Here is a 15,579-nt window from a genome sequence, read left to right on the forward strand (position 1 = left end):
CCTGAGTTGAGCGCCTAGGAGTGGACCCTTCGAAAGGTTTCAGGATAGTCCAGCACAAGGCCGTGCCGGTCTAGGTCGAGATCCGCAGCAAACTTCCGGAAAATCCCCTCATATCTGTATCGCTGATTGAGAGTGATGCAGGTATAGCGTTGTTGAGCAATCCGAGGCAAAAAAACGCCTGTAATCTGAGTAGGTAGTGGGACGTAAGCTACGATTATCTCTTGGCTTTCCTGCTCCGCTAGTTTGAGGCGTTTGATGGGAAGGGTATTCGTGGCGGGCGTTACGCCAATATCGACATCCAAGCAGCCAGTTAAAGATTCAATTGGCTCGTTGCCAATCAAATCGTGCCAGCGCCCCTTGCCATCTGTGCATATGTGCATGCGTGGCCCGCCGACGTATTCGACCTTCACTTCACGTGTGCGGAAACAAGTGTCGGTAAGCACGAAGTAGCGCGCACCGTAATTACCTTCGCGGGTGCCGATGACTACTCCATCGAGAATTGACGAGTCGCTATTGGTACCAAAGGAGCAATAATCGAGGCCTTTCCCACTCCAGTCGCACCATTTAACCGTTGTCTGCATTGAAATCTCCGTGCTTCCCGGGCCGCTATTCCTAACCTGAGACCGTTTTAAATGTTCGACTGCGCAATGCCGAGCAAAGCGAATGGCCGCTGACGACAGTGCTCCCGTTATCGTGCAAGTCGTATAGCAGCCCACAAAAAACCCCGCACAAGGCGGGGTTCGCTGGGCTAGCTCACAGGCGATCAGAACGCCGGAACCACGGCACCTTTGTACTTCTCGTTGATGAACTGCTTGACCTCTTCGCTGTGCAGCGCCTCGATCAGCTTCTGCATGGCGGCGCTGTCCTTGTTGTCCGGGCGAGCGACCAGAATGTTCACGTAGGGCGAATCGCTGCCTTCGATGTAGAGGGCATCTTCGGTGGGGTTCAGCTTGGCTTCCAGCGCGTAGTTGGTGTTGATCAGCGCCATGTCGACCTGGGTCAGCACGCGCGGCAGGGTCGCGGCTTCCAGCTCGCGAAGCTTGATGTTCTTGGGGTTCTCGGCGATGTCCTTTGGCGTAGCGGTGATGCCGGCGCCGTCCTTCAGAGTGATCACGCCGGCTTTCTGCAGCAGCAGCAGGGCACGGCCGCCATTGGTGGCGTCGTTGGGAATGACGACTGTCGCGCCGTTAGGCAGCTCGTCCAGAGACTTCAGCTTGCTCGCATAGGCACCGAAGGGCTCGATGTGCACACCTGCAACGCTGACCAGTTCGGTGCCCTTGCCTTTGTTGAACTCATCCAGGTACGGCTGATGCTGGAAAAAGTTGGCGTCCAGGCGCTTCTCGGACACCTGAATGTTCGGTTGCACATAGTCGGTGAAGACCTTCACCTTAAGGTCAACGCCTTGTTCGGCCAGCTGAGGTTTGACGAACTCAAGGATCTCGGCATGCGGTACAGCAGTCGCTGCGACGTTCAGAACATCGGCGGCCTGAGCGGAGAACGCCGCGGCAGCGGCAAAGGCGGCAAGCAGTTTTTTCATGGAAAGCTCCTGTCTGACTCGACGAACCGGTCGCCGATCATCTGTGGTTGTAAGACCTGAATATGGGCAGTTATTTACGGGAAAAATGCGTAACCAGCTTGTCGCCAACGCTTTGCAGTACCTGCACCAGCATCAGCAGCAGGACAACCGTGACCACCATGACGTCGGTCTGGAAACGCTGATAGCCGAAGCGGATGGCCAGGTCGCCAAGACCGCCTGCCCCCACTACGCCGGCCATGGCGGTATAGGAGACCAGCGTGATGGCGGTAACGGTAACAGCGGCGATGATGCCCGGGCGCGCCTCGGGCAGCAATGCGTTGAAGATGATCTGGCGGGTGGTGGCGCCCATGGCCTGGGTTGCTTCGATGATGCCACGGTCCACTTCCCGCAGGGCGGTTTCCACCAGCCGGGCAAAGAAGGGCGCGGCGCCCACCACCAGCGGTGGAATGGCGCCCGCGACGCCCAGCGAGGTGCCGGTGATCAGCACCGTGAAAGGGATCATCACGATCAGCAGAATGATGAACGGCAGCGAGCGCAGCACGTTGACCACAAAGGAGAGAAAGGCATACAGCGGGCCGTTCTCGAACAACTGGCGCGGGCCGGTGAGAAACAGCAGCACGCCCAGCGGCAGGCCCAGCAGGATGGTGAACAGCAGCGAGCCGCCGAGCATCAGCAGGGTGTCCAGCGTAGCCAGCCAGATCTCGTACCAGTCGACGTTTGCCAATAGGGCTTCCATCAGCGCAGCACCTCCACGTGTACGTCAGCGGCATCCAGATGGGCCAGCGCCGCAGCCATGTCACCACCGACCAGGGCGAGGGTCAGCTGGCCATAAGGCGTGTCCTTGATGCGATCGATGCGGCCGGAGAGGATGCTGAAATCCACCCCGGTTTCCCGCGCCACGGTGCCTAGCAGCGGCTTGTACGTGGCCTCGCCCTGAAAGGTCAGGCGCAGGATGCGGCCTGGCACATGGGCAAAATCATCACGCTGTTCGCCATCATCGACCGCTTCGTCTTCAAGGACGAAGCGTTGGGTGGTGGGGTGTTTCGGGTGCAGGAATACGTCCGTCACCGGGCCCTGCTCGACAATGGCGCCGCCGTCCATCACCGCGACGCGGTCACAGACGCGGCGAATCACGTCCATCTCGTGAGTGATCAGCACGATGGTCAGTTTCAGCTCGGCATTGATCTCCGCCAGCAGCTGCAGCACCGAAGCGGTGGTCTGCGGGTCGAGCGCGCTGGTGGCTTCGTCGCAAAGCAGGATGTCCGGCTCGGTGGCCAGCGCGCGGGCGATGCCGACCCGCTGCTTCTGACCGCCCGAGAGCTGAGCCGGGTACTTGCGTGCATGGTCCTGCAACCCTACGCGCGCCAGCAGGGCGGCGACGCGGCTGTCGATCTCAGCGCGGGAATGGTTGCCGGCCAGGCGCAGTGGCATGGCCACATTGTCGGCGACCGTCTTGGACATCAGCAGGTTGAAGTGCTGGAAGATCATCCCGACGCGCTGGCGGAAGCGCCGCAGGCCATCGGCATCCAGCGCCGTGACGTCTTCGCCATTGACCAGAATGCGCCCGCCGGAAGGCTCCTCCAGGCGGTTGATCAGGCGCAGCAGCGTGCTCTTGCCAGCCCCGGAGTGGCCGATCAGGCCGAACACTTCGCCAGCACCAATCACCAAGTCGGTCGGTTGGAGCGCGGGCACTTCGCGGCCTGCGCCCCGGCGATCGGCGACCCGATAGGTTTTGTGGACTTGCTGAAATTCGATCACGGGCGAACCTTGTGGGTGCGGTCGTAAGCGCCGGGATGGTCGGCGAGGGGCGTGCATTCTACGCGTTTGCAGGCGTTCGGCGTAGCGCAGTGAAATCATTGAGGCAGGCCATTGGCCTGATAGACCGTGCAAATCGTCGCATGACGCAACCTTGAGCGGATTCGAGAGGTCACTAACCGGTACACCGTGAATTGATCGTGTAATCGGCCGCCATCACTGCGGCCAGGTTCCTTCGCGGTTCAGCAAACCTGCTCAACCGAGGCCCAAGATGACGCACAAGAAAGATCCGAAGCACAGCGAGCTCGCCGGTACCAACACCGTCGATAGGCAGAACCACAACGCCAAGCTCGATGACCTCGAAGTGTCCCGCAGCGATGCCACAGGCGAAGCGCTGACCACCAATCAAGGCGTGAAGATCGCCGACAACCAGAACAGCCTGCGAGCTGGCGAGCGGGGTCCCTCGCTGCTCGAAGACTTCATCATGCGCGAAAAACTGACCCACTTCGACCATGAGCGCATCCCCGAGCGCATCGTCCACGCGCGGGGTTCGGCGGCCCATGGCGTATTTGTCAGCTATGACGACCACAGCTCGTTGACCAAGGCGTCCTTCCTCGCCGGAAAGGGCAAGGAAACGCCGGTATTCGTGCGCTTCTCCACCGTGCAGGGCTCTCGTGGCTCGGCCGACACCGTTCGCGACGTGCGCGGTTTCGCCACCAAGTTCTATACCGACGAAGGCATCTTCGACCTGGTCGGCAACAACATGCCGGTGTTCTTCATTCAGGATGCGATCAAGTTTCCCGACTTCGTCCACGCTGTGAAGCCCGAGCCACACAACGAAATCCCGCAGGGCCAGTCGGCCCACGACAGTTTCTGGGACTTCGTATCGCTGACGCCGGAGTCGGCACACATGGTCATCTGGGCCATGTCCGACCGCGGTATCCCGCGCAGCCTGCGGGCGATGGAAGGCTTCGGCGTGCACACCTTCCGCCTGATCAACGCCGAGGGCGTGAGCCGTTTCGTCAAATTCCATTGGAAGCCGGTCGCTGGGGCCTTCTCGCTGGTCTGGGACGAAACCCTCAAGCTGGCCGGCAAGGACCCGGACTTCAACCGCCGCGACCTGTGGGAGTCCATCGAGATGGGCGACTACTTCGAATGGGAACTGGGCGTGCAGGTGGTGGAAGAAGCCGACGAGCACAAGTTCGACTTCGACCTGCTGGACCCAACCAAGATCATCCCCGAAGAGCTTGTGCCGGTGCAGAAGCTCGGCAAGATGACCCTTAATCGCAATCCGGACAATTTCTTCGCCGAGACCGAGCAGGCCGCATTTCATATCGGCCATATCGTGCCCGGCATCGATTTCACCAACGATCCACTGCTGCAGGGCCGTCTGTTTTCCTACACCGACACCCAATTGCTGCGCCTCGGCGGGCCGAACTTCCACGAGATCCCGATCAACCGCTCCATTGCGCCGGTGCACAACAACCAGCGCGACGCGTTTCATCGGCAGACGATCAACAAGGGCCGCGCCAACTACGAGCCCAACTCCATCGACAGCGGTTGGCCGAAAGAAACCCCGCCAGCAGCCAGCGGTGGCGGATTCGAGAGCTATCCGGAACGCATGGAAGGGCACAAGGTACGGGCCCGGAGCCCATCGTTCGGCGATCACTTCTCCCAGGCGACCTTGTTCTGGAACAGCATGAGCGCCCCGGAGAAGGAGCACATCATCGGCGCCTACAGCTTCGAATTGGGCAAAGTCGAGCGCGTCTACATCCGGGAACGTCAGGTTAATGAGATCCTCGCCAATATCGATCTGGAGCTGGCGCGCCGCGTTGCTGAAAACATCGGTGTTACGCCGCCGAACGCACCGACCATCAGCCTCAAGCAGCCGACACCGTCGAGTTCACCGGCCCTGAGCCTGATGAATCACCTGCCCGGCAACATCAAGTCGCGCAAGGTCGCCATCCTCATCGCCAACGGCGTGGACGGCGCTGCAATCGATGCATTCAAGAAGAAACTGGCAGAGGAGGGCGCGCTGGCCAAGCTGATTGGTCCATCGCCGGCGCCGGTCAAGGCTGCGGACGGCACGATGCTGACGCCGGATGCAGCAATGGACGGCATGCCTTCGATCGCCTTCGACGCGGTTTTCGTACCGGGCGGTGCGCAAAGCGTGCAGGCCATGGCCAAGTCGGGCGTAGCGAAGCATTACCTGCTCGAAGCCTACAAGCACCTCAAGCCGATTGCCGTGCTGGGCGACGCCCGGCAACTGCTCACGGCCCTCAATCTTCCAGAGGATGCTGGTCTGGTGACCGGTGAGGATAGTGATGTGGGGACAGTGTTCACGGCGTTCGCCCAGGCGTTGGCACAGCACCGCATCTGGGCGCGCGAGCCCGCAGCGGAGCAGGTTCCGGCGTAACTGCAGCCGCGTAATCAAAGGCGGCCCGGTTGATTCCGGGCCGCCTTTTTTGTGTCTGCAGAATCCTGTGGTTAAGCGAGTTCGCGCCAGTGCAGATAACAGCGCAGGTCGAATTCGGTCTGCGCGTAGCCGGGCATCATGTGTTCGCAGAGCTTGTAGAACGCGCGGTTGTGATCGCTCTCGCGCAGGTGCGCCAGTTCGTGCACCACGATCATCTGCAGAAACTCCGGCGCCGCTTCCTTGAATAGGGCAGCGACGCGAATCTCCTTCTTGGCTTTCAGCTTGCCGCCCTGAACGCGCGATACTGCGGTGTGCAGGCCGAGCGCGCGGTGGGTGAGGTCGAGGCGGTTGTCGTAAAGAACCTTGTCGATGCTCGGTGCGCTCTTGAGGTGGCTTTGGCGTAGCTGCTGTACATAGCCATATAGCGCCTTGTCGCTTTGCACCTGATGCCGTTGCGGATAGCGGCGCTCGAGATAGTCACCGAGCCGCTGCTCCTCGATCATTCGGCGAACCTGTTGCTGCAATGATTCCGGATAGCCCTGCAGGTACTTCAGCGTGGTCATCAGCCTAGTTCCGACGTGGCCAGGCGAAGCTGAGCAGGAACATCGCTGCGGCTGAAACGACAATAGACGGGCCTGCAGGCGTGTCCTGATACCAGGAGAGCGTCAGGCCGCAGCACACGGCGAGCAACCCGAGCAGGCTTGCCCCCAGCGCCATCTGTTCTGGCGTGCGGGCGTGGCGTTGTGCCGCCGCAGCCGGGATGATCAACAGTGAGGTGATCAGGAGTACGCCGACGATCTTCATCGCGACGGCAATCACGATGGCGATCAGCAGCATCAGCGCCAGGCGGATACCGGCGACGGGCAGGCCTTCGACCTTGGCCAGTTCCTCATGCACCGTTACCGCTAGCAGCGGTCGCCAGAGAAAAGCTAATGCGATCAGCACCAGAGCCGAGCCGCCGACGATCCAGGCCAGGTCGGTTGGGCTGACCGCCAGCAAGTCGCCGAACAGATAGCCCATCAGGTCGATGCGCACGTCCTTCATGAAACTCAGCGACACCAGGCCGAGGGACAGGCTGCTGTGGGCCAGGATGCCGAGCAGGGTGTCGGATGCCAGCGGCTGGCGCTGTTGCAGGGTCACCAGCAGCACCGCGAGCAGGACGCAGCAGAAAGTCACCGCCAGGGTCAGGTTGACGTCCAGCATCAGGCCCAGCGCTACGCCGAGCAGCGCCGAGTGAGAAAGGGTATCGCCGAAATAGGCCATCCGCCGCCAGACCACGAAGGAGCCAAGCGGACCGGCTACCAGCGCCAGCGCAAGGCCGGCGAGCAGGGCGTTGAGTAGAAAATCTGGCATAAACGGAGCCTATCGGTACCTCTGTGCAAGCCGCGTTGCCACGGCCAGGGACGCCTGGATCGGCGCGGGAAGCATGACGCTGTCGTAAAGGGAGAGCACCGGGGTGGCGATCGCTGCTTGCCGCACAACCCTTTGAGACAGGCCAGTTTTGCACCCGCGCGGTGTTCCTCGTCGTTCTATTGGACCCACCGAAGTTCCCTCCTCATGCCTTGCTCTGCAGCAAAATCCGCTCCGTCGCAAGATGCTCAGAAGCATCGAACGCCCCTCAATGCTTGCAATTCGGGCCGTGGACGTGGGGTTTGCCGGTGACCACGCCGCCGTGCAGGTCATGGCTGTGGTCGTGCTGGTGGTGATAAACCGCGAGGCTGCGGGCGTCCTGCCCGAACAGCTCGACGAAGGCCGGATCGGTACTCACCTGTTCCGGATGGCCGGAGCAGCAAACGTGGCGGTTCAGGCAGACCACCTGATCGGTGGAACTCATCACCAGATGCAGGTCGTGGGAGACCATCAGCACGCCGCAGCCGTAACGGTCGCGCAATCGGCCGATCAGCCGATAAAGCTCGGCCTGACCTGATACGTCCACGCCCTGAACTGGCTCGTCGAGTACCAGCAGCTCCGGTTCGCGAAGCAGGGCGCGGGCCAGCAATACCCGTTGCATCTCGCCGCCGGAGACGGATTGCAGCGGGCTGTCGATGACATCTTCTGCACCGACCTCCGCCAGCGCGGCCAATGCACCAGCGCGGTCTACACCTGGCACCAGACGAAGAAAGCGCAGCACCGACAAGGGCAGCGTAGGGTCGACGTGCAGCTTTTGCGGCATGTAGCCGACGCGCAGCCGCGGCTTGCGCCAGACCGAGCCGCTGTCCGGCTTGAGCAATCCGAGCACGGCGCGTACCAGCGTCGTCTTGCCGGCGCCGTTGGGGCCGATCAGGGTGACGATCTCGCCGCGGTGTACCTGCAGCTGCGCACCCTCAAGCACTGCCTGCTTGGCGAAGCGCACGTGGATGTCATCCAGACGGATCAGCGCTTCGCTCATGCGGCTTTGCGGCATTGGTCGCACAGGCCGACCACTTCGACTGTCTGCCCTTCGACCTGAAACCCTACGCCCCGTGCAGCCTGATCGATAGCGCTGCTGATGGCGGCCTGCTCGAGCTCGATGGCTGTGTGGCAGTTGCGGCAGATCAGGAACTGCCCCTGGTGAGGGTGCTCTGGGTGATTACAACCGACGAATGCGTTGAGCGATGCGATGCGATGCACCAGCCCGTTCTCCAGCAGGAAATCCAGCGCCCGGTAAACGGTGGGCGGCGCCGCCCGGCGACCGTCCTGGGCTGTCAGTTCGGCGAGAATGTCATAGGCGCCCAGCGGCTTGTGGCTTTGCCAGACCAGTTCCAGCACCCGTTTGCGCAGCGCAGTCAGACGCACACCGGAGCGCGCGCAGAGGTGATCGGCTTCTGCCAGTGCATTACTGACGCAGTGGTCATGGTCGTGGGGCGTGCAGGCCAGCGGGGAGTTGGGCATGAGCGGAGACGAGGTGGCTTAGAGACGTTATTATGTTACCCATTCAGTTCAATCGAGTGTTGTCCGTGTTCCGTCTTTTTTCGCGTCCGCTGCTTCTGACCGCCAGCCTCTTCTGCACTGTCTCGGCTCATGCCGATGTCGAGGTGCTGACCAGTATCAAGCCGTTGCAGCTGATTGCAGCGGCGGTCCAGGACGGCGCAGGCAAGCCTGCCGTTCTGCTGCCACCCGGCGCCTCGCCTCACCACTATGCCATGCGCCCATCCGACGTACGGCAGATCCGTAGCGCCGATCTGTTCTACTGGATTGGCCCGGACATGGAGACTTTCCTGGTGCCGGTACTGCAGGGCCGCGATAAACCCAGCGCTGCCGTCCAGTCCTTGCCCAACATGACCTTGCGGCATTTCGGTGAAGGCGCGCACGACGAGCATGCTCATCACGATCACGATCACGATCACGATCACGATCACGACGAACATGCCCATGAAGCGCATGCCGAGCATGACCACGCCGAACCTGATCATAAGACGGTCGCCGCGCAGGCGGCCGGTCATGATGAGCATGACCACGACCATCGTCCCGGCAGTCTGGACGCACACCTCTGGTTGTTGCCGGCCAATGCCGTGGTGATTGCCGAGGCCATGGCCCGAGACATGGCGAAGGCAGATCCGGACAACGCAACGCGTTACGAATCCAACCTCGCTGCATTCAAGCAGCGCCTGACTGCCCTCGACGATCGCTTGAGCAAGCGCCTGAGCGAGACCCGCTCCAAGCCCTTCTTCGTCTTCCATGAGGCCTACGAATACTTCGAGGCGGCCTATGGCATCAAACACACCGGCGTGTTCAGTGCCGGGGGCGAAGCCCAGCCAGGGGCGCGTCACGTCGCCGCGATGCGCGAGCGCCTGGAGCAGGCCGGCCCCAGCTGCGTGTTCTACGAACCGCCTGTTAGGCCACGTCTGGCGGACAGCCTGACCCGCGGCCTCCCGGCGAAGGTCGCCGAACTGGACGCCCTGGGGTATGGCATTGACGCCTCCGCTGGCGGCTACGAGCAGCTGATCGATAACCTTGGAACCTCGTTGGCCGGTTGTCTGGAGTCGCTCTGATCCCGCCCCGCCCGGCGGCACCTTTGCCGTTGGGCGCCTCCAGGGTCGCCCGTCGGCCGACTTGATTCACGTCATAGTGCTTCTGGCGTCCGTGACTATGCTTCGTGCTTTGGTTTCCACTCCATCGACACGAGGATGCGCAGCGCATGGCGAAGACGGACGGGCCCATCGCGGCAGAGACGAAAACCACCCCTGACATTGCTCTGCAGGTCGCCTCAGAAGACATCTGGGCGCAGAAGTACCGCCTGACCCGCAAGGACGGCAGCGCTGTCGATGACAGCGTCGACGGGACCTGGCAACGAGTGGCCCGAGCGTTGGCAGATGTCGAACCCGCCGAACAGCGCGAGCACTGGTATGAGCGATTTCTCTGGGCCCTGCGCAACGGCGCGATTCCAGCCGGGCGGATCATCTCCAATGCCGGTGCGCAGGACTACAAGCCGGCCACCTCGACGATCAATTGCACGGTTTCCGGCACCATCGACGACTCGATGGACGACATCCTCGGCAAGGTTCACGAAGCCGGATTGACGCTCAAGGCCGGTTGCGGCATCGGCTACGAATTCAGCACCCTGCGGCCGCGTGGCTCCTTCGTCTCGGGGGCCGGCGCACACACCAGCGGCCCGCTGTCGTTCATGGATATCTTCGACAAGATGTGCTTCACCGTGAGTTCGGCGGGCGGCCGTCGTGGGGCGCAGATGGGCACCTTCGACGTCGGCCACCCGGACGTGCGCGAATTCATCCGCGCCAAGCGCGAGGACGGCCGTCTTCGCCAGTTCAACCTCAGCCTGCTGATCACCGACGAGTTCATGCAGGCGGTGGAGAATGACGCCGACTGGCCACTGATCTTTCCCCTGCATCTGAAGGAAAAAGCCGAGTTCGATCTTGACGATCCGGAACAGGTTCTCTGGCGCGAGTGGCCGAGCCACGGCGGCTATATCGTTCGCAAAGACGGTCTCGTCGCCTGCAAGATCTATGGCCGTGTCAAGGCTCGACACCTGTGGGACATGATCATGGTGTCCACCTACGATTACGCCGAGCCGGGCTTCATCCTCATCGACCGGGTCAATCAGCTGAACAACAACTGGTGGTGCGAATCGATCCGCGCCACCAACCCCTGTGGTGAACAGCCGCTGCCGCCCTACGGCTCCTGCCTGCTGGGCTCGATCAATCTGACCAGCTTCGTCATCGATCCTTTTGGCGCGGACGCACGTTTCGACTGGGACAAGTACCGCGAAGTGGTGCGCCTGTTCACCCGCATGCTCGACAACGTGGTCGAGATCAACGGCCTGCCACTGGCTCAGCAGCGCCACGAGATCGAGAGCAAGCGCCGTCATGGCATGGGCTTTCTCGGTTTAGGGTCCGCTCTGACGCTCCTCAAACTACGTTACGGCAGCCCTGAGGCCTGCGTATTCACCGAAGAAGTCGCGCGCGAAATGGCGCTGGTTGGCTGGGAGCAGGCGCTGGAGCTGTCGAAGGAAAAGGGCCCGGCGCCGCTTCTGACCGAAACCTTCGAAGTCACCGCCGAGATGCTGCGCAAGCGTCCGGAGATGAAAAAGGATGGCTACACCCTTGGCGATCAGGTGCCGGGCCGCGTGCTGCACGCTAAGTATTCGCGCTATATGCAAAAGATCGCCGAATACGCTCCCGAGCTGATCGATCAGCTGGCCGAGCAGGGCGCGCGTTTCACCCACCACAGCTCCATCGCACCCACCGGCACCATCAGCCTGAGCCTGGCCAACAACGCTTCCAATGGCATCGAACCGAGCTTTGCCCATCACTACTCGCGCAACCTGATCCGTGCAGGTCGCAAAGCCAAGGAAAAAATCGAGGTGTTCAGCTACGAGCTGCTGGCCTATCGCACGTTGATCAACCCGCGCGCCAAGCCGGGCTCGAACGAGTCGGGCGAGCAGCTGCCGGGCTACTTCATCACCGCAGACGACATTACCCCGACCCAGCACGTCGACATCCAGGCCGCTGCGCAAAAGTGGGTCGACTCGTCGATCTCCAAAACCGCCAACGTGCCCACCGACTACCCATTCGAGGCCTTCAAGGACATCTACCGCTACGCCTGGCGGCAGGGGCTGAAAGGGTGCACCACGTTCCGCTTCAATCCGGCGGCCTTCCAGGGCGTGCTGGTCAAGGAGGCCGACCTGGAGAAAACCCTGTACCGCTTCATTCTCGAAGACGGCAGCGTGGTCGAGCTCAAAGGCAATGAAGAGGTGGAGTACGACGGCGAAGTCAATTCAGCGGCCAACCTTTTCGATGCCTTGAAAGAAGGCTACTACGGCAAATATTGAACCCGACCGAGAGCCGGGCGGCGCGGGTCGCCCGGACGGAGAAATCTGTAATGACCGTCAAGATCACTCAACGCATCACCGGCTTCAAGGTCGTCGACGAGACCCTGGAGCGCCCAGCCGTCACTGCGGATAACACCACGGGCAAGACCACAGTGGTGGAAATGGATGAAAGTCTGCAGCGCCCGGAAACACTCGTCGGCATGACCTACAAGATCAAGTCACCGCTGTTCGAGCATGCGCTCTACGTTACGGTCAACGACGTGGTACTCAACGCCGGAACGCCCCACGAGCAGCGGCGGCCGTTCGAGATCTTCATCAACTCGAAGAACATGGACCATTTCCAGTGGATCGTCGCGCTCACCCGGATCATGTCCGCCGTGTTCCGCAAGGGCGGCGACTGCACCTTTCTCGTCGAGGAACTCAAAGCGGTGTTCGACCCTCGCGGCGGTTACCTCAAGAAGGGCGGCGTCTACATGCCGTCCATCGTCGCAGAGATTGGCGGCGTGCTGGAACGACATCTGATCCACATCGGCATGCTCGAAGGCCATACGCTGGATGAAACCCAGCTTCAATACCTGGCCGAAAAGCGCGCCGCTTACGAAGCCAGCCAGGGCGCCGTAACGGTCGAGCCCGGCGAAGGCTTCCCTGCCGGCGCGCAGCTGTGCAGCAAGTGCAACACCCAGGCGGTGGTGCAGATGGATGGCTGCGCGACGTGCCTGAATTGCGGGAATTCGAAGTGTGGGTGAGGCAGATGACTCCGAGATGCCATCCTCGGGTCATCACGAATACAACAGGCGCGTCAGTCTGCAGCGAGAATTTTCAAATCGGGCCAAGTCGCAAGCCAGTTCTTCAGTCGCAGACGATTCAGATACTCCTGCCGCTTTTCAAACTGGAATCGTGCGGTCGGCCGGACTATCAGGTCGAATAGGTCGTCCAACCCGAAGGGAGCGGCGACCTCGATGCCAGACTCTGTAAGTCTTACGGCGATCGCAGTGGCTGTCTCTGGCCAATAAGTCATGGCATCTGTTGCCGAAGTGTAAGGCAGGTCAGCGTTGCGCAGATGCATACGCGCTTGATTTTTAACGGACCATTTGACCGTACTGTCCATGCTCCGTAGGGCGGCTTCATAGTGTGCATCTACCACTGCCGTAGCTTGCGCGCGATCGAACCAAATGACGTCGACGTCCTCAGGCAGCGTTGAGGTGTGACGCTGGTGGAACTCATCCCATATCGCGCTGCGCACAAACCCAGCCGCCACCCAGCAATCCGGAAGTTGTTGCTCCTTTACCATGCGGAGAATACGCATGCGCACCGGGTCATTAGCAATGATCGAACATAGTTGGGTTAGCTTTTGCAGGGCCAGGGGAGCATTGCCTAGAGTGCGGTACACGCTACAACCTTGCCATGGATATGTCCGTGTTTCGCCTAAACCACCCATGCTTGGATGCTTGCGAATCCCAAGCGCCTGATCGGACTGAGTCCAGTCATCGCAGATCTCATACCACGGAGCGTGGGACGCCACCTCGACATGCTTCTGCTTACCGGACGTGAATTTTGTGTCCAGTGTGCCCAGCGCTATGGAGATCCAATCGGAATATTTACCTTGGGTATTTGACCAAAATAGAGATGCTCCGCACGTCTGGCAGAACTGGCGAAGGACGGAATCTGAAGATTGGTACGATTCAAGACAAGCCCTACCCTGACTAACGTGCAGATCGATGCGCAACACACTGCCATAGCTGGCAAATGCAGCTCCATGGCTTTTGCGGCACTGGTTGCAGTGGCAATGAGAAACAGCTTTTGGCCGTGACCGGGTCTGGTATTTGATGGTGCCGCAAAGGCAGCTTCCCTCGAACACTTCAGTCATTTTTTGAGAGTACAGACCGAGTTCATGATCTTGTAGATGAAAGGCGCTACGCGGGCGGGGTACTCCCTATGCTTCCGGCGTTGCGTCTGGCCCATGTCTGCCTTTTCCATCACACGCGAAAATCGGGACTCTCTACCGAGAGCTATCTGCTCGAAGCAGCAATGCCCTGACGTCTGCGAAGGCGGTTTTGGCGCCTTTGCAGACCAGGAACAACACGCTCTGTTTCTCAGGTCACCACGCGATAGCACGGCTCGTACGGGCGGCCGCCGGGGAGTTTCATCCGGTGCTGTTCGACGAAGGCCTGCAGCAGTTTGTCCAGCGGCTTCATGATGGCCGGGTCGCCGTGGATCTCGTAGCGACCGAACTCTTCGATTCGGCGGATGCCCTTGTCCTTGACGTTGCCGGCCACGATCCCGGAGAAGGCGCGGCGCAGGTTTGCCGCCAACAGGTGGGGTGGCACGTCGCGGGTCAGTTGCAGACTGGCCATGTTTTCGTGCGTTGGGTCGAACGGATGCTGAAAGCCTTCCTCAATTTTCAGCAGCCAGTTGAAATGGAAGGCGTCGTTACGCTCGCGGCGGAACCGTTTGACCTCCTTAAGCCCCTCGACCATCTGGCGCGCCACTTCGGACGGTTCGTCGATGATGATCTGGTAGTGGCGCTGAGCTTCTTCGCCAAGCGTAGCGCCGACGAAGTCGCGGATCTGCTGCAGGTAAGGCGCCGCGCTCTCCGGCCCGGTCAGGATCACGGGGAAGGGCACGTCGCGATTGTCGGGGTGCAGCAGGATGCCGAGCAGGTAGAGAAACTCTTCGGCTGTGCCGACGCCGCCAGGGAAGATGATGATGCCGTGACCGACGCGGACGAAGGCTTCTAGACGCTTTTCGATATCCGGCAGGATGACCAGCTCGTTGACGATCGGGTTTGGTGCCTCGGCGGCGATGATGCCCGGCTCGGTCAGGCCAAGGTAGCGACCGCCAACGATGCGTTGCTTGGCGTGGGCAATGGTCGCGCCCTTCATCGGCCCCTTCATTACTCCCGGCCCGCAGCCGGTGCAGATGTTCAGGTTGCGCAGGCCCAGCTCATGGCCGACGCGCTTGCTGTATTTGTATTCCTCGGTGCTGATGGAGTGTCCGCCCCAGCAGACCACCATGTTTGGCTCGGCGCCCGGACGCAAGGTGCGGGCATTTCGCAGCAGGTGGAATACATAGTCGGTGATGCCCTGGGAATTGGTCAGGTCAATGCGCGGGCTGCCCAGTTCGCTTTCGGTGTAGACGATGTCGCGCAATGCGCTGAAAAGCATTTCGCGGGTACTGGCGATCATCTCTCCATCGACGAAGGCATCGGCGGGCGCATTCAGCAGTTCGAGCCGAACGCCGCGATCCTGTTGATGGATGCGCACTTCGAAGTCGTCATAGGCCTCGAGTACTGTCTTGGCATTGTCGATGCGAGCGCCGGTGTTGAGGATGGCCAGGGCGCACTGGCGGAACAGCGTATAGGTGCTGCCGGAGCCCGCCTCGCTCAGCTGCTGGACTTCCCGTTGGGACAGAGTTTCGAGGCTGCCTTTGGGGCTTACCGAAGCGTTGATTACATAGCGTGAAGTCATTCGTATGTTCCATGAAAACAATGCCACCGGGCCAGGCAGGTCAGGTGCATCGGACGGTGGATGCCCGGCGGGCATGCACAGCAGTGGTTCAGGCAGCCTAACCGACCGGTGCGGGTGGCTGCGCTCGGATGCATTC

At 61.0% G+C, this 15,579-nt stretch carries 14 protein-coding genes and 1 pseudogene; 4 read left to right on the top strand and 11 right to left on the bottom strand.

Annotated elements, in window-relative coordinates; translation table 11 throughout:
* Nucleotides 1-14: 14 nt before the first annotated feature.
* The 4 genes from EA797_RS18675 to EA797_RS18690 all read right to left on the bottom strand — a co-directional run bounded on the left by EA797_RS18675 (nt 15) and on the right by EA797_RS18690 (nt 3,295).
* On the bottom strand, nt 15-581 hold the full coding sequence (locus EA797_RS18675) for a putative glycolipid-binding domain-containing protein (protein WP_122167968.1): 567 nt from the start codon (nt 579-581) through the stop codon (nt 15-17).
* Nucleotides 582-763: 182 nt separating this feature from the next.
* Complete coding sequence (locus tag EA797_RS18680) at nt 764-1,537, bottom strand: MetQ/NlpA family ABC transporter substrate-binding protein (protein WP_122167970.1); 774 nt, start codon at nt 1,535-1,537, stop codon at nt 764-766.
* Nucleotides 1,538-1,607: 70 nt separating this feature from the next.
* Nucleotides 1,608-2,273, bottom strand: coding sequence for a methionine ABC transporter permease (locus tag EA797_RS18685; RefSeq protein WP_122167972.1), 666 nt, complete (start codon nt 2,271-2,273; stop codon nt 1,608-1,610).
* Complete coding sequence (locus EA797_RS18690; protein ID WP_122167974.1) at nt 2,273-3,295, bottom strand: methionine ABC transporter ATP-binding protein; 1,023 nt, start codon at nt 3,293-3,295, stop codon at nt 2,273-2,275. The genes EA797_RS18685 and EA797_RS18690 overlap by 1 nt, the downstream gene beginning before the upstream one ends.
* 268 nt (nt 3,296-3,563) lie before the next feature.
* Here EA797_RS18690 and katE point away from each other — a divergent pair, with 268 nt between their 5' ends.
* Nucleotides 3,564-5,708, top strand: coding sequence for a catalase HPII (katE, locus tag EA797_RS18695; protein ID WP_122167976.1), 2,145 nt, complete (start codon nt 3,564-3,566; stop codon nt 5,706-5,708).
* Nucleotides 5,709-5,779: 71 nt separating this feature from the next.
* Here the strand turns inward: katE and EA797_RS18700 are convergent, their stop codons facing one another.
* From EA797_RS18700 to zur, 4 genes are all read right to left on the bottom strand, one after another.
* A complete protein-coding gene (locus EA797_RS18700; RefSeq protein WP_122167978.1) occupies nt 5,780-6,271 on the bottom strand; it encodes a M48 family metallopeptidase in 492 nt (163 codons plus the stop codon).
* A gap of 4 nt (nt 6,272-6,275) precedes the next feature.
* Nucleotides 6,276-7,061 (bottom strand): zinc ABC transporter permease subunit ZnuB, encoded by a 786-nt coding sequence (gene znuB / locus EA797_RS18705; protein WP_122167980.1) that lies wholly within the window; start codon nt 7,059-7,061, stop codon nt 6,276-6,278.
* A gap of 265 nt (nt 7,062-7,326) precedes the next feature.
* A complete protein-coding gene (znuC, locus tag EA797_RS18710; protein WP_122167982.1) occupies nt 7,327-8,097 on the bottom strand; it encodes a zinc ABC transporter ATP-binding protein ZnuC in 771 nt (256 codons plus the stop codon).
* Nucleotides 8,094-8,579: a zinc uptake transcriptional repressor Zur gene (gene zur, locus EA797_RS18715; protein WP_122167984.1), complete on the bottom strand. Its 486-nt coding sequence runs from the start codon at nt 8,577-8,579 to the stop codon at nt 8,094-8,096. The genes znuC and zur overlap by 4 nt, the downstream gene beginning before the upstream one ends.
* A gap of 32 nt (nt 8,580-8,611) precedes the next feature.
* On the opposite strand from zur, the gene EA797_RS18720 reads away from it, so the two are divergent.
* The 3 genes from EA797_RS18720 (at nt 8,612) to EA797_RS18730 (ending at nt 12,722) form a co-directional block, all read left to right on the top strand.
* Entirely contained in the window at nt 8,612-9,679 is a 1,068-nt protein-coding gene (locus EA797_RS18720) for a zinc ABC transporter substrate-binding protein (RefSeq protein ID WP_244214160.1), read from the top strand.
* Between the two features lie 146 nt (nt 9,680-9,825).
* Nucleotides 9,826-11,976: an adenosylcobalamin-dependent ribonucleoside-diphosphate reductase gene (locus EA797_RS18725; protein ID WP_122167986.1), complete on the top strand. Its 2,151-nt coding sequence runs from the start codon at nt 9,826-9,828 to the stop codon at nt 11,974-11,976.
* A 50-nt stretch (nt 11,977-12,026) separates the two neighbouring features.
* Complete coding sequence (locus EA797_RS18730; protein ID WP_122167988.1) at nt 12,027-12,722, top strand: TSCPD domain-containing protein; 696 nt, start codon at nt 12,027-12,029, stop codon at nt 12,720-12,722.
* Between the two features lie 53 nt (nt 12,723-12,775).
* Here EA797_RS18730 and EA797_RS18735 read toward each other — a convergent pair whose 3' ends face one another.
* The 3 genes and pseudogenes from EA797_RS18735 to ppnN all read right to left on the bottom strand — a co-directional run bounded on the left by EA797_RS18735 (nt 12,776) and on the right by ppnN (nt 15,443).
* Nucleotides 12,776-13,282: a nucleotidyltransferase family protein gene (locus EA797_RS18735; RefSeq protein ID WP_244214165.1), complete on the bottom strand. Its 507-nt coding sequence runs from the start codon at nt 13,280-13,282 to the stop codon at nt 12,776-12,778.
* 168 nt (nt 13,283-13,450) lie between these two features.
* Nucleotides 13,451-13,843: pseudogene (locus EA797_RS18740) on the bottom strand (GFA family protein); the annotation flags it as partial.
* 226 nt (nt 13,844-14,069) lie between these two features.
* Nucleotides 14,070-15,443 carry a nucleotide 5'-monophosphate nucleosidase PpnN gene (gene ppnN / locus EA797_RS18745; protein WP_122167990.1) on the bottom strand — a complete coding sequence of 458 codons (1,374 nt, stop codon included), beginning with the start codon at nt 15,441-15,443 and terminating at the stop codon, nt 14,070-14,072.
* Between the last annotated feature and the right edge of the window lie 136 nt (nt 15,444-15,579).

The sequence above is a fragment of the Stutzerimonas zhaodongensis genome (assembly GCF_003696365.1).
Lineage (GTDB): Bacteria > Pseudomonadota > Gammaproteobacteria > Pseudomonadales > Pseudomonadaceae > Stutzerimonas > Stutzerimonas zhaodongensis.

Excerpts from the sequence above, each read along its gene's own strand:
- EA797_RS18675 (WP_122167968.1), bottom strand. The coding sequence starts at position 581 with ATGCAGACAACGGTTAAATGGTGCGACTGGAGTGGGAAAGGCCTCGAT.
- EA797_RS18680 (WP_122167970.1), bottom strand. The coding sequence starts at position 1,537 with ATGAAAAAACTGCTTGCCGCCTTTGCCGCTGCCGCGGCGTTCTCCGCT.
- EA797_RS18685 (WP_122167972.1), bottom strand. The coding sequence starts at position 2,273 with ATGGAAGCCCTATTGGCAAACGTCGACTGGTACGAGATCTGGCTGGCT.
- katE (WP_122167976.1), top strand. The coding sequence starts at position 3,564 with ATGACGCACAAGAAAGATCCGAAGCACAGCGAGCTCGCCGGTACCAAC.
- EA797_RS18700 (WP_122167978.1), bottom strand. The coding sequence starts at position 6,271 with ATGACCACGCTGAAGTACCTGCAGGGCTATCCGGAATCATTGCAGCAA.
- znuB (WP_122167980.1), bottom strand. The coding sequence starts at position 7,061 with ATGCCAGATTTTCTACTCAACGCCCTGCTCGCCGGCCTTGCGCTGGCG.
- znuC (WP_122167982.1), bottom strand. The coding sequence starts at position 8,097 with ATGAGCGAAGCGCTGATCCGTCTGGATGACATCCACGTGCGCTTCGCC.
- zur (WP_122167984.1), bottom strand. The coding sequence starts at position 8,579 with ATGCCCAACTCCCCGCTGGCCTGCACGCCCCACGACCATGACCACTGC.
- EA797_RS18720 (WP_244214160.1), top strand. The coding sequence starts at position 8,612 with ATGTTACCCATTCAGTTCAATCGAGTGTTGTCCGTGTTCCGTCTTTTT.
- EA797_RS18725 (WP_122167986.1), top strand. The coding sequence starts at position 9,826 with ATGGCGAAGACGGACGGGCCCATCGCGGCAGAGACGAAAACCACCCCT.
- EA797_RS18730 (WP_122167988.1), top strand. The coding sequence starts at position 12,027 with ATGACCGTCAAGATCACTCAACGCATCACCGGCTTCAAGGTCGTCGAC.
- EA797_RS18735 (WP_244214165.1), bottom strand. The coding sequence starts at position 13,282 with ATGCGTATTCTCCGCATGGTAAAGGAGCAACAACTTCCGGATTGCTGG.
- ppnN (WP_122167990.1), bottom strand. The coding sequence starts at position 15,443 with ATGACTTCACGCTATGTAATCAACGCTTCGGTAAGCCCCAAAGGCAGC.